Source organism: Enterobacter hormaechei subsp. hoffmannii, assembly GCF_001729745.1.
GTDB classification, from domain to species: Bacteria; Pseudomonadota; Gammaproteobacteria; order Enterobacterales; family Enterobacteriaceae; genus Enterobacter; species Enterobacter intestinihominis.
The window spans coordinates 1,081,746-1,095,413 of the sequence record NZ_CP017186.1 but is presented as its reverse complement, the minus strand read 5'-3'; the positions used below and the strand labels follow the sequence as shown (position 1 = coordinate 1,095,413).

General features: G+C 56.8%; 11 protein-coding genes. 7 read left to right on the top strand and 4 right to left on the bottom strand.

Annotated elements, in window-relative coordinates; translation table 11 throughout:
* The first annotated feature begins 118 nt into the window (after positions 1-118).
* Both BFV65_RS05085 and BFV65_RS05080 read left to right on the top strand, forming a co-directional pair.
* Positions 119-1,033, top strand: coding sequence for an SPFH domain-containing protein (locus BFV65_RS05085; RefSeq protein ID WP_003858941.1), 915 nt, complete (start codon positions 119-121; stop codon positions 1,031-1,033).
* On the top strand, positions 1,030-1,482 hold the full coding sequence (locus BFV65_RS05080; protein ID WP_023305604.1) for an NfeD family protein: 453 nt from the start codon (positions 1,030-1,032) through the stop codon (positions 1,480-1,482). The genes BFV65_RS05085 and BFV65_RS05080 overlap by 4 nt, the downstream gene beginning before the upstream one ends.
* Here the strand turns inward: BFV65_RS05080 and cueR are convergent.
* A complete protein-coding gene (gene cueR, locus BFV65_RS05075; protein ID WP_017383222.1) occupies positions 1,479-1,889 on the bottom strand; it encodes a Cu(I)-responsive transcriptional regulator in 411 nt (136 codons plus the stop codon). The genes BFV65_RS05080 and cueR overlap by 4 nt on opposite strands.
* 108 nt (positions 1,890-1,997) lie before the next feature.
* Here cueR and copA point away from each other — a divergent pair, with 108 nt between their 5' ends.
* The 3 genes from copA (at position 1,998) to ybaK (ending at position 6,072) form a co-directional block, all read left to right on the top strand.
* Complete coding sequence (gene copA, locus BFV65_RS05070) at positions 1,998-4,496, top strand: copper-exporting P-type ATPase CopA (RefSeq protein ID WP_069596311.1); 2,499 nt, start codon at positions 1,998-2,000, stop codon at positions 4,494-4,496.
* Between the two features lie 103 nt (positions 4,497-4,599).
* Positions 4,600-5,394: a TraB/GumN family protein gene (locus tag BFV65_RS05065; RefSeq protein ID WP_023299471.1), complete on the top strand. Its 795-nt coding sequence runs from the start codon at positions 4,600-4,602 to the stop codon at positions 5,392-5,394.
* A 198-nt stretch (positions 5,395-5,592) separates the two neighbouring features.
* Positions 5,593-6,072, top strand: coding sequence for a Cys-tRNA(Pro)/Cys-tRNA(Cys) deacylase YbaK (gene ybaK / locus BFV65_RS05060; RefSeq protein ID WP_010428207.1), 480 nt, complete (start codon positions 5,593-5,595; stop codon positions 6,070-6,072).
* A 92-nt stretch (positions 6,073-6,164) separates the two neighbouring features.
* On the opposite strand, the gene ushA is transcribed toward ybaK, so the two are convergent.
* Entirely contained in the window at positions 6,165-7,817 is a 1,653-nt protein-coding gene (gene ushA / locus BFV65_RS05055) for a bifunctional UDP-sugar hydrolase/5'-nucleotidase UshA (RefSeq protein ID WP_023305601.1), read from the bottom strand.
* A gap of 164 nt (positions 7,818-7,981) precedes the next feature.
* On the opposite strand from ushA, the gene BFV65_RS05050 reads away from it, so the two are divergent.
* Both BFV65_RS05050 and ybaL read left to right on the top strand, forming a co-directional pair.
* The gene (locus BFV65_RS05050) at positions 7,982-9,202 is read left to right on the top strand and encodes an MFS transporter (protein ID WP_063163454.1); all 1,221 of its coding nucleotides are present in this window, start codon (positions 7,982-7,984) and stop codon (positions 9,200-9,202) included.
* A 232-nt stretch (positions 9,203-9,434) separates the two neighbouring features.
* Entirely contained in the window at positions 9,435-11,111 is a 1,677-nt protein-coding gene (gene ybaL, locus BFV65_RS05045; RefSeq protein WP_022647281.1) for a YbaL family putative K(+) efflux transporter, read from the top strand.
* A 106-nt stretch (positions 11,112-11,217) separates the two neighbouring features.
* On the opposite strand, the gene BFV65_RS05040 is transcribed toward ybaL, so the two are convergent.
* Positions 11,218-12,522: an inosine/guanosine kinase gene (locus BFV65_RS05040; protein WP_022647280.1), complete on the bottom strand. Its 1,305-nt coding sequence runs from the start codon at positions 12,520-12,522 to the stop codon at positions 11,218-11,220.
* A gap of 62 nt (positions 12,523-12,584) precedes the next feature.
* Positions 12,585-13,547 carry a ferrochelatase gene (hemH, locus tag BFV65_RS05035; RefSeq protein WP_017383216.1) on the bottom strand — a complete coding sequence of 321 codons (963 nt, stop codon included), beginning with the start codon at positions 13,545-13,547 and terminating at the stop codon, positions 12,585-12,587.
* Positions 13,548-13,668: the final 121 nt, after the last annotated feature.

Sequence of the window (13,668 nt, the reverse complement as noted above, 5' to 3'; positions counted from 1 at the left end):
TTTTACCAGTCCGGTTCCCACCTCTTTACAGGGGCGAAATCCCGCCCGTTAACCGATATACTTACGTTCAACAAATACGCAATTTTTCTCGTTACGGCATGCAAAACAGGAGGTTTTTATGCTCATCGTTGTTCCTGTCCTTATTTTCGTTGCGCTGGTTATCGTGGGCGCAGGCGTCAAAATTGTCCCGCAGGGTTACCAGTGGACCGTCGAACGTTTCGGTCGCTACACCAATACCCTTCAGCCGGGTTTAAGCCTGATCGTCCCCTTCATGGACAGAATTGGGCGTAAAATCAACATGATGGAGCAGGTGCTGGATATTCCTTCCCAGGAAGTCATCTCTAAGGATAACGCCAACGTCACCATCGATGCGGTGTGCTTTATTCAGGTGATTGATGCGCCGAAAGCGGCCTATGAGGTGAGCAACCTGGAGCTGGCGATCGTCAACCTGACGATGACCAACATCCGTACCGTGCTTGGCTCGATGGAGCTGGACGAAATGCTCTCCCAGCGCGACAGCATTAATACCCGCCTGCTGCACATTGTTGATGAAGCCACCAATCCGTGGGGGATCAAAGTGACCCGCATTGAGATCCGCGACGTGCGCCCACCGGCAGAGCTGATTGCTTCCATGAATGCGCAGATGAAGGCCGAGCGTACCAAACGCGCCTATATTCTTGAAGCCGAAGGGGTGCGTCAGGCCGAGATCCTGAAAGCGGAAGGGGAAAAACAGTCGCAGATCCTGAAAGCCGAGGGCGACCGTCAGTCTGCCTTCCTCCAGGCAGAAGCGCGTGAACGTTCGGCAGAAGCGGAAGCCCGCGCGACGCAAATGGTTTCCGAGGCGATTGCCGCCGGGGATATCCAGGCTGTGAACTACTTCGTCGCGCAAAAATATACCGATGCGCTGAAGGAGATCGGCTCTGCGAACAACAGCAAAGTGGTGATGATGCCGCTGGATGCCAGCAGTCTGATGGGATCTATCGCCGGAATTGCCGAGTTGATCAAAGACGGCGGAAACGAGCGTAAAAAATGATTGAGCTCATCGTTGCACATCCTCATGCGTTCTGGCTAAGCCTTGGCGGCTTGCTGCTGGCCGCCGAGATGCTTGGCGGCAACGGTTATCTGCTGTGGAGCGGTGTTGCCGCTGTGATTACCGGGCTGGTCGTCTGGCTGCTGCCTGTCGGCTGGGAGTGGCAGGGCGCGCTGTTTGCCGTGCTGACGCTGCTGGCCGCCTGGCTGTGGTGGCGCTGGCTGAACAAACGGGTGAAGGCGCAGAAGCCGGTCGACGCGCATCTCAATCAGCGTGGGCAGCAGATCGTGGGTAAACGTTTTACGCTTGATAACGCGCTGATCAACGGACGCGGTCATATGCGTGTGGGGGACAGTTCATGGCCGGTGGTGGCCGATGATGACCTCAGCGCCGGCACGCGGGTTGAGGTCATTGCGGTAGAAGGCATTACCCTGCGGGTTAAAGCCTGTTAGGCGTGGGTTTTACGGTGGCAGCAGCCGGAAAGATTGTCGATAATCGGGCACTCGGCGCTGTCATCTCCCGGGCAGGATTCTGCCAGCTGTAGCAGTTGCTCACGCATCGCCTGTAATTCGATGATATGGCGTTCGATCTCCGCCACTTTTTCCAGCGTACGTTTTTTCACGTCGGCACTGTGGCGTTTCGGATCGTTAAACAGGTTAACCAGCTCGCCGCACTCTTCAAGGTTAAATCCTACCTGTCTTGCCTGGCGCAGTAACGTCAGTTCATCAAGATGCAGCTGCGTATAGCTGCGGTAGCCGTTCTCACTGCGCAACGGTGGCGTCACCAGCCCTTTTTCCTCATAAAAGCGAATCGCTTTGCTGGTTAAGCCGGTTTTTTTCGCAACATCGCTGATATTCACATTTCCCCCTTGACCTTCCCCTTGATGGAAGGTTTAACCTTCATAACAGTTAGCGAAAAGCAGAGTGAAGGTCAACAATTGACCAGAACATTATACGGGAGTTTTGTTATGTCTCACACTATTGACCTGACACTGGACGGCCTCTCCTGCGGCCACTGTGTCAAACGTGTTAAAGAAAGCCTGGAGCAGCGTCCTGATGTGGAAAGCGCTGAGGTGACTATCGATCATGCCGCCGTGACCGGCAGCGCCAGCGCCGACGCGCTGATTGATACCATTAAACAGGCCGGTTACGGGGCGGAGTTAAGCCACCCAAAGGCTAAACCGCTGGCAGAGTCATCATCCCCGTCGGAAGCACTGACAGCGGCCACTCCTGAGCTTCCGGTAGCTGATGATATTGATGACAGCCAACAGCTGCTGATCAACGGCATGAGCTGCGCCAGCTGTGTCTCCCGGGTACAAAACGCCTTACAGGCGGTACCGGGCGTCGCACAGGCACGGGTAAACCTGGCGGAGCGTACTGCGCTGGTGATGGGCAGTGCCTCCGCCGCAGATTTAGTGCAGGCCGTGGAGAAAGCGGGCTACGGGGCGGAGGCCATCGAAGATGATGCCGAGCGCCGCGAGCGCCAGCAGGAAACGGCTGTCGCCACCATGAAGCGCTTCCGTTGGCAGGCGATTGTCGCCCTGCTGGTCGGTATTCCGGTGATGGTGTGGGGCATGATGGGTGACAACATGATGGTCACCGCAGACAACCGCACCCTGTGGCTGGTGATTGGTCTGATTACCCTTGCGGTGATGGTGTTTGCAGGCGGACATTTCTATACCAGCGCCTGGAAGAGCCTGAAAAACCGCACCGCGACGATGGACACGCTGGTCGCGCTCGGGACGGGCGCGGCGTGGCTGTATTCGATGAGCGTTAACGTCTGGCCACAGTGGTTCCCGATGGAGGCGCGCCATCTCTATTATGAAGCGAGCGCGATGATTATTGGTCTGATTAACTTAGGCCATATGCTCGAAGCCCGCGCGCGTCAGCGCTCGTCGAAAGCGCTGGAGAGATTACTCGATTTAACCCCGCCGACGGCCCGCGTGGTCACCGACGATGGGGAAAAAAGCGTTCCTCTCTCAGAGGTACAACCCGGTATGACGCTTCGTCTCACCACCGGTGACCGCGTGCCCGTCGACGGTGAAGTCACCCAGGGCGATGCCTGGCTTGATGAAGCCATGCTGACCGGTGAGCCGATCCCCCAGCAGAAATCTCAGGGCGATGCGGTGCATGCGGGTACGGTGGTACAGGACGGCAGCGTGCTGTTCCGCGCCAGCGCCGTTGGCAGTCATACCACACTGTCACGCATCATTCGGATGGTCCGCCAGGCGCAGAGCAGTAAGCCGGAAATTGGTCAGCTTGCCGATAAAATCTCCGCCATTTTTGTGCCAGTGGTGGTCGGTATTGCCCTGCTGAGCGCGGCAATCTGGTATTTCTTCGGCCCGGCGCCGCAGATTGTCTACACCCTGGTGATCGCCACCACGGTACTGATCATCGCCTGTCCTTGTGCCCTTGGTCTGGCCACGCCGATGTCGATTATCTCTGGCGTCGGACGCGCCGCCGAATTTGGCGTACTGGTCCGTGATGCTGACGCCCTGCAACGGGCAAGCACGCTGGACACCCTCGTCTTTGACAAAACCGGCACGCTCACCGAGGGCAAACCGCAGGTAGTGGCCGTTAATACCATTGGCTGTACGGAGACGGATGCCCTGCGCCTGGCCGCCGCGCTGGAACAAGGCTCCAGTCACCCGCTGGCGCGCGCCATCCTTGAGAAAGCCGGTGATGCCCGTCTGCCGCAGGTAAGCAACTTCCGCACCCTGCGCGGTTTAGGGGTCAGCGGTGAAGCAGAAGGCCATACGCTGCTGCTGGGTAACCAGGCACTGCTAACTGAACACGGTGTTGATACGTCCGTGCTGGACGCTGAGCTGAACGCGCAGGCCTCTCAGGGCGCGACGCCGGTTCTGCTGGCGAGGAATGGTCAGGTGGCGGCGCTGCTGGCCGTACGCGATCCGTTACGCCAGGACAGCGTGGATGCCTTGCAACGCCTGCACCACGCGGGCTATCGCCTGGTGATGTTAACCGGTGATAACCCGACTACCGCTAACGCCATCGCCAGAGAAGCCGGGATTGATGAGGTGATAGCCGGCGTACTGCCAGATGGCAAAGCGGACGCCATCAGGAAATTGCAACGTGATGGTCGTCAGGTGGCGATGGTCGGCGACGGCATCAACGACGCCCCGGCGCTGGCGCAGGCTGACGTAGGTATTGCGATGGGCGGCGGGAGCGATGTCGCCATTGAAACCGCGGCAATCACCCTGATGCGCCACAGCCTGATGGGCGTGGCGGATGCGCTGGCGATTTCGAAAGCCACGTTGCGCAACATGAAGCAGAACCTGCTGGGGGCCTTCGTCTATAACTCGCTCGGCATTCCGATTGCCGCCGGGATTTTGTGGCCGCTGACCGGCACCCTGCTGAACCCGGTTGTTGCGGGTGCGGCGATGGCGCTCTCGTCAATTACCGTGGTGAGCAACGCTAACCGTCTGCTGCGGTTTAAACCGAAAGCGTAGAATCCCGGAAGCAGGCCGGGTAAGCGCAGCGCCGCCCGGCTTTCGCCTATTGCGCCCCCCTTCCCCACGCGCTAGCATGAACCTTTCCGTTTATGGAGCGCGTATGGGTCTGTTTAATCGTATAAAAACATCGTTTCGCGCCCTTTTTCCCCGCCGTTATGCCTGGCCCGGTATGGATATTTCGCTTCCGGGTGGGCAGCAACTGCACCTGGTGGGAAGCATTCATATGGGCACGCAGGATATGTCCCCCCTGCCCTCCGGCCTGATTAAACTACTGAAGCGCGCCGACGCGCTGATCGTCGAAGCCGACATCTCCGGCCATGAATCGCCGTTTGCCGGGCTGGAAAGCGACCGCCCCCTGGCTGAACGTCTTAACGAGACGCAGCTGGCTGAGCTTACCCGTCTTGCGGATGAGTCCGGCGTCTCGCTCTCAATGCTCGACACCCTGCCCCTGTGGCAAATTGCCATGGTGCTACAGGCAACCCAGGCGCAGCGCCTGGGGCTGCGCGGCGATTACGGTATCGATTATCAACTGCTGAATGCGGCAAGGGCGTGCAACCTGTCCGTCATTGAACTGGAAGGCACGGACAGCCAGATTGCGCTTCTTCGCCAGCTTCCTGATGACGGCAAGATGCTGCTGGATGATACCCTGACCCACTGGCACACCAACGCGCGTCTGCTGCAAACGATGATTGGCTGGTGGCTGGATGCGCCGCCCGCAGACGGTAAGCTGGCGTTACCGTCGACGTTCAGTGAATCGTTGTATGATGTGCTGATGAACGCGCGCAACCAGGCGTGGCGGGAGACGCTGTATGCCCTGCCTGCCGGTCGTTATGTTGTCGCGGTTGGCGCGTTGCATTTGTACGGAGAAGGGAATTTGCCGTCGCTGCTGAAATAAAAAAATGGCCAATATTTCTATTGGCCCGTCAAAGAGGAATTTCATCGTTTTTATTATACCGAAGTGACCTTCGGCTACGCCGATTGTCGCTCAAAGTAACCATCACTGCCAATACTATTGCGCAAGATGGTGCTATTTTTTAGACAAACGTCAGGCGTATGCTGCTGGCATGAACCGTCTGTCGTAAGAAGGATAGCCATGACTCCCGCCGTTAAATTACTCGAAAAAAACAAAATTTCTTTCCGGATCCACACCTACGATCACGATCCGAACGAAACCAACTTTGGTGATGAAGTGGTGCGCAAGCTGGGGCTGAACGCGGACCAGGTATACAAAACGCTGCTGGTCGCGGTGAATGGCGATATGAAGCACCTCGCCGTGGCAGTGACGCCCGTCGCCGGACAGCTTGATCTGAAGAAAGTGGCCAAAGCGCTGGGAGCGAAAAAGGTCGATATGGCAGACCCGATGGTTGCGCAACGCACTACGGGTTATCTGGTCGGCGGGATCAGCCCGCTCGGCCAGAAAAAGCGTCTGCCGACCCTGATCGATGCGCCTTCGCAGGAATTTGAGACGATCTATATTTCTGGCGGCAAACGCGGGCTGGATATCGAACTGGCCGCAGGCGATCTGGCGAAAATGCTGGACGCGAAATTTGCGGATATTGCGCGCAGGGATTGAGAAAATTGCCCGGTGGCGCTGCGCATACCGGGCCTACGATTCGAATGTAGGCCGGGTAAGGCGTAGCCGCCACCCGGCACAACACACCCGCTCTACTGCCAGCTCACCTCGCCCTTCGGCTCATACGCGTTCACGTCAATCGGTGAATTTTGCTGGATAAACTGCTTTAACACTTCCGCATCAATAAACCCGGTATTTACATAGCCCGGTTTGTTATCGATATGCGGATAGCCGTCGCCGCCGGTGGCGTTAAAGCTTAACGTTGCCAGGCGGTAGGTTTTCGCCGGATCAACAGGTTCGCCTTTGATTTTGAGATCGTTGAGCTTACCGTCCTTCGCGACGAAGCTGACGTTAGCAAACTGCGGATACGCTCCGGAGTCCGGCTTCATCTGCGCCACGGCGGTCAGGTAGTCAATTACCTCTTTCCCGCTCATGTCCGCATACACCACCACGTTGCCAAACGGCTGCACTTTGAGCACGTCTTTATAGGTGATGTTTCCGCCTTCGATGGAATCACGAATACCGCCGCCGCTCATCACGCCGAAATCCGCATTCGTGCGCGCCATCTGCGCGGCCAGCACCAGACGCCCCATGTTGGTTTGTACGAAGCGGACTTTGCTGCGGTCCCCTTCCAGTCGTCCGTTAAGCGTGCCAATCTTCACGTCCAGCTGCGCTTTCCCTTTGCTCTGGAACGGCGTCAGCAGGGAGAGCATCTGCTGGTTTTCAGCGATCTCTGGCGTGTAGAGTACCCGCTCGCTTTTGCCGTCCGGGTAGGTCACTTTCTTCTTCAGGTTGACCGGGATGAGCTGATAGTGCACCAGCTTCATCTCGCCGTTACGGAATTCGAAATCCGCACGGCCAACGTATTTACCCCACTCGTGGGCCTGTACAATCCAGATCCCGTTCTGACGATCCGGCGCGCACGGCGTGCCGGGCACATAATCTACCTGCTTTTTATTCTCAGAAGCCATGCAGACCGGATCCTGCGAATGACCGCCCACAATCATCGCCAGCGAGCCCGCAGGAAGGCTGCGCGCCATCTCCACGTCGCCCGGCGCGTTAGAGCCGTGCTGACCGTTGTCGTAATGCCCCATGTGGGTGGTAGCGATAATCACATCCGGTTTTTCATTCTGCTGCAACTCCTGGATCACCAGCTTCGCTTCGTCCGCCGGTTTACGGAATTCGATGTCGGTGAAAAATTCAGGGTTGCCAATTTTGGCCGTATCGTCGGTGGTTAAGCCGATGACCGCGATCTTCAGATCCTGACGCTTAAACAGCGCCCACGGTTTAAACAGGCGCTCGCCGGTGCTTTTCTGATAAATATTGGCGGAAAGGAACGGAAATTTGGACCACTTTTCCTGCTGGCGCAATACGCTCAGCGGGTTATCAAACTCGTGGTTTCCGACCGCCATCGCGTCGTAACCAATTAAATTCATGCCGCGGAAATCAGGCTCGGCATCCTGCAAATCAGATTCCGGTACGCCGGTATTAATATCCCCGCCCGACAGCAACAGCACGCTGCCGCCCTGAGCCGAGACCTCTTTACGAATGCCGTCCACCAGCGTTTTTTGCGCCGCCAGGCCATATTCACCGTATTCGCTGCGCCAGAAATGGCCGTGATGATCGTTAGTATGCAGAATGGTAATTTTATAGGTTTTATCTTTTTCATACGCCTGCGCGGGCAGGCTTGTCAGCCCCCATGCGGCGATGAGCGCCAGCGCGACGCCACGCTTTATTAACTTCATCTTCTCTCTCCCTGACCCATAGACAAACGCAAAAATTACAGTGACTCACAAGAATAGACAAATAAGTTTTCAGAATTGCGACTTTCTTCAAATGTCACGGACGAGTATGTTAGTCGGATAATAATTACTCCCTGCATCTCTAATTACAAATTGACGTGGTATTTATGGCAATCAGTGAATCAACCCAGCCTGTTCAGGGCGTTCCGGCGTCGCCGCCGAAATCGCGCACTTCCTTCAAAGTATTAGGCGCAATCAGTCTCTCTCATCTGCTCAACGACATGATCCAGTCGCTGATTCTGGCGATCTACCCGCTGTTGCAGTCTGAGTTCTCATTAACCTTCGTGCAGATCGGGATGATCACCCTGACCTTCCAGCTGGCCTCTTCGCTGCTACAGCCGGTGGTGGGCTACTGGACGGACAAATACCCGATGCCATGGTCGCTGCCCATTGGGATGTGCTTCACCCTGAGCGGGCTGGTGCTGCTGGCCATGGCGGGCAGCTTTGAGGCGGTACTGGTTGCCGCGGCGCTGGTAGGAACCGGTTCATCGGTGTTCCATCCGGAATCGTCCCGCGTGGCGCGTATGGCCTCCGGCGGACGCCACGGGCTGGCGCAGTCTCTGTTCCAGGTGGGGGGGAACGTTGGTAGCTCCCTCGGTCCTCTGCTGGCGGCGGTAATTATCGCGCCTTACGGCAAAGGCAACGTGGCGTGGTTTGTGCTGGCCGCGCTGCTGGCGATTGTCGTCCTGGCGCAAATCAGCCGCTGGTATGCCGCGCAGCACCGCGTAAATAAGGGAAAACCTGTCGCGAAGATAACCAATCCCCTTCCGCGTAATAAGGTGATCCTTGCCGTCAGCGTGTTGCTGGTGCTGATTTTCTCGAAATATTTCTATATGGCGAGCATTAGCAGCTATTACACCTTCTATCTGATGCAAAAATTCGGATTATCGGTACAAAACGCCCAGTTCCATCTCTTTGCCTTCCTGTTTGCGGTGGCGGCAGGCACGGTGATTGGCGGCCCTGTGGGAGATAAAATCGGACGTAAATATGTGATTTGGGGCTCTATCCTCGGCGTTGCGCCGTTTACGCTTGTTTTACCGTACGCAACGCTGGAATGGACCGGAATATTGACAGTGATTATTGGTTTTATTCTCGCGTCGGCGTTTTCAGCCATTCTGGTCTATGCGCAGGAGCTACTGCCGGGACGTATCGGTATGGTTTCCGGTCTCTTTTTCGGTTTTGCCTTTGGCATGGGCGGCCTTGGCGCCGCCGTGTTAGGGATGGTTGCAGACCACACCAGCATCTTCCTGGTCTATAAAATCTGCGCTTTCCTGCCACTTCTGGGGATGTTGACCATATTCCTGCCTGACAACCGTCATAAAGCGTAACTTCATGGCTGCCAAAGTTAAACTTTGGCAGCCGGATAACCTGATGCCATAAGGCTTTCCTCTCCCTCCCCTCAGCAAATTTATCAAAACCTGCCTTTTTTTATGCTTATTGCCTTTTTATTGTGATTTCAACAATTATTCATAAACATAAGCGTAAAAATTGTCATAAACTATTAATCGGCTTTTTGGTATTTGCACCAAAAATGGATCACCCATCGCGAAAGGAGACGGAATGCACCACGCCACACCGCTTATCACCACCATTGTTGGTGGACTTGTGCTCGCTTTTATCCTCGGCATGATTGCCAACAAACTGCGTATTTCGCCCCTGGTAGGCTATTTGTTAGCGGGCGTGCTGGCAGGACCCTTTACGCCGGGTTTTGTCGCAGATACCAAACTTGCACCGGAGCTGGCGGAACTGGGCGTTATCCTGCTGATGTTTGGCGTCGGACTGCATTTTTCCCTGAAGGATCTGATGGCGGTAAAGTCGATCGCCATACCGGGAGCGATCGCCCAGATAGGGGTGGCGACGCTGCTGGGCATGGCGCTTTCGGCGGTGCTGGGCTGGTCAATCATGACCGGTATCGTATTTGGGCTGTGTCTTTCAACCGCCAGTACCGTGGTGCTGCTGCGCGCGCTTGAAGAGAGGCAGCTGATAGACAGCCAGCGCGGGCAAATCGCGATTGGCTGGCTGATAGTTGAAGATCTGGTGATGGTGTTGACGCTGGTACTGCTGCCCGCCGTCGCCGGGATGATGGAAAAAGAGAATATCGGCTTCGCTTCGCTGGCGCTGGATATGAGCATTACCATCGGTAAGGTTGTGGCGTTTATTGCCATCATGATGCTGGTGGGCCGCCGTCTGGTGCCGTGGATCATGTCCCGCAGCGCCGCCACCGGCTCGCGTGAACTGTTCACGCTTTCGGTCCTTGCGCTGGCGCTGGGCATTGCCTTTGGCGCTGTCGAGCTGTTTGACGTCTCCTTTGCGCTGGGCGCGTTCTTCGCCGGGATGGTGCTGAACGAGTCCGAGCTGAGCCACCGTGCCGCGCACGATACTCTGCCATTACGTGATGCGTTCGCGGTGCTGTTCTTTGTCTCCGTCGGGATGCTGTTCGACCCGATGATCCTCATCCAGCAGCCGCTGGCCGTGCTGGGTACGCTGGCAATCATCATCTTTGGTAAGTCCGTTGCCGCCTTCTTCCTGGTGCGGATGTTCGGTCACTCGCCGCGCACGGCGCTGACCATCGCCGCCAGCCTGGCGCAGATTGGCGAGTTCGCCTTTATTCTGGCTGGTCTGGGAATGGCCCTGAATCTGCTGCCACAGGCTGGGCAAAATCTGGTGCTGGCGGGGGCGATCCTCTCCATCATGTTGAACCCGGTATTGTTTGCCCTGCTGGAGAAATATCTCGAGAAGACCGAAACCCTCGAAGAGCTGACGCTGGAAGAGGCGACAGAAGAAGAGAAACAGATCCCGGTGGATATATGCAACCACGCGCTGCTGGTCGGTTTTGGCCGCGTCGGCAGCCTGCTGGGTGAAAAACTGATGGCTCAGGGCATTCCACTTGTAGTGATTGAAACGTCACGCACCCGCGTCGACGAACTTCGCGAGCGCGGCATCCGCGCGGTGCTGGGCAACGCGGCTAACGAAGAGATTATGAATCTGGCGCATCTGGACTGCGCTCGCTGGCTGCTGCTCACTATCCCGAACGGTTACGAGGCTGGCGAGATTGTCGCCACAGCCCGTGAAAAATGCCCGCATATCGAAATCATAGCCCGCGCCCATTATGATGACGAAGTGGAGTACATTACCGAGCGCGGCGCGAATCAGGTGGTGATGGGTGAGCGTGAGATTGCGAATACGATGCTGACAATGCTGACGAAGCCGCCGGTTGAAGAGGCGGTGACGGGGTAAATTTTGTGCGGCCTGGTCCCCTCACCCCAGCCCTCTCCCCAAAGGGGAGAGGGTGTTCAAGTTCCCTCTCCCCTTTGGGGAGAGGGCCAGGGTGAGGGGTCTTCTTTTACCTGTCCCAATACGCCTCTTCGAGGCTGTCTTCCCGTTCCGGCAGCCCACGCGTTAAGCGCGGTGAATGCTGGTTCAGCACCTGATAACTCACGCGGTTCGCGTACTTGCACACCTGCGCCAGCGAGGAATAGGTCAGCCAGTTGAAGGTGTGTTTGCTGGAATTCGGCACATTGGTTTTGTGGTAGGCGTTAGCGGTGATGTCGTGCAGCAGCGCGGCCAGCGCGCCGTCGCCCGCGCCGTTGGTGTTCATGATCTTCTCGGGGCCACCCATATACGGTGCAATGTGGGAGAAGATACGCAGCGGGTTGATGCAGTCTTTATGACGCATGGCGCGGCTGAACTCGTACTGGTTAAATTCGGCGATAGCGCCCGGCAGCAGCGGGTGCTGGGTTTTCCGCTTGCTCTCTTCTTCCGTGAAGCCCGCCATGTACAGCCCGACCGGCCCTGCGGTGCAGAGCACCAGATCCACCCAGTCCAGCGCCTTATCAGACGCCAGCAGCGGATCGCTTTCGCCGGTCAGCGCTTCGGCTTCTTCTTCATTCATCGCCAGAATCGAGACGTGTTCTTTCAGGAAGGCCTGCCACCACTCCGGGTTGTCGGCAATCACGAATTTGGTGCCCAGCGTCAGAACCACAGGCACGTTGTATTTCTTCGCATACTCAATTGCCTTCATGGTTGCGTCCGGCATTGGTTCGCCCGGCTTGCAGCGCACCAGATAAGACGTCAACACCAGCGCAGACGCGCCCGCGATCACCTCTTCCGGAATACTTTCAGCGCGTAGCTTGTTCATATGGCCGGGGCTGATGGCAAAGGTACGCTCGCCGGAATCGCTTATCAGCGTAAAGCAACGACCAATTGGCCCGTCAACGCCCTGCAAATAGTTCAGATCGGTGCGGCTGGAGGTATTGCACAGGTAGCGGTAGGCGTAGCCACCGATTTCGATATTGCTGCACATCACGCCAAGCAGTACCGAGCGGTCGTCTGCCAGAACGGAGTAGTTGTGCATGGTGTTACCGATGGTGCCGCCAGCAAACTGGTGGGTGATAAGATTTTCGCGCATCAGTTCCTGATACAGCGCTTCGGCAACGTCATCCTCAATCACCAGCGAGTGCCCGGCGCTCAGACCGTAACGTGCGACAAACGCATCATCCACTTTGGCTTCAATGTCCACCAGCGTCTGATCGATACCGACCACCCAGGCAGCGCTGGTTTCGCTTTCCTGCTGAATTTGCTGTAACAGCGGATCGCGGGCATCGACGGGGAAATAGTGTTTGGACTTACGTTTACCGGGAAATTTCATGGTCTGAACTGTGCAAAGAATACGGGCCGGGAATGGTAGCACAAACCCGGCCCATAACGCGATCAGCGGCGGGTGGTGACCAGTGACACCATCATATCGATGTGTTCAGGGGAGTCGTTAAGCGCAGGAATGTATTCGTATTTCGTTCCGCCGGCCTCCATGAAGAACTCTTTGTTCTGGACGGCAATCTCTTCCAGCGTTTCCAGACAATCCGCCGAGAAGCCCGGCGACATAACCTGAATGTGCTTCACGCCCTTCTCGCCCAGCATTTTTAGCGTTTCATCAGTATACGGGGTCAACCACGGTTCACGACCGAAGCGCGACTGGAAGGTCATCATCACCTTCTCAGGCGGCAGGCCGAGGGCGGAGACCAGCTCGCGGGTGGTATCGCGGCAACGCTGGGGGTAATCGTCCCCTTCGTTCGCGAAACGCTGCGGAATACCGTGATAGGAGAGCAGCAGCAGATCCGGCTCGCCGTGTTTTTCAAACGACGCGCGCGCGCTGCTGGCAAGCGCCTGAATGTACAGCTCGTTATCGGCGTAGTCGCGGATAAAGGTGATGCCCGGTATACGGCGGCGGGTCGCCAGAATGCGTGCCAGTTCGTCCCAGACGGCAGCCACCGTGGAGCACGAATACTGCGGATAAAGGGCCAGCACCACAATGTGTTCAACGCCCTGCGCCAGCAGAGAGTCGACGGCGCTTTCCAGGGATGGCTTACCGTAGCTCATACCGAGCGCAACGGGCATGTCCGGCAGACGGGCGGCCAGCGCCTTCTCCTGACGACGGCTGTAGACCATCAGCGGCGAGCCTTCTTCCATCCACACGGACTGATAGAGCTTTGCTACACGCGGAGAACGAATCGGCAGAATGACACCACGCAGCAGTGGCCACCACAGCAGTCTTGGGGTATCCACGACGCGCGTGTCGCTTAAAAATTGTCGCAGGTAGCGTTTTACCGCCGCTGGAGTAGGTGCTTCTGGGGTGCCCAGATTGGCAAGCAGGATGCCGGTTTTCGCCTGACTCATTCACGCCTCTTAACCATTTGATAGGCTGTCAATTGTAGCGGAAATGCGTTTAAACGAAACCCATTGCTGTAATAGGTAAGATGAGAATTTTTCTCACCCGGGGCTCCGGGTGAGAGAGGTG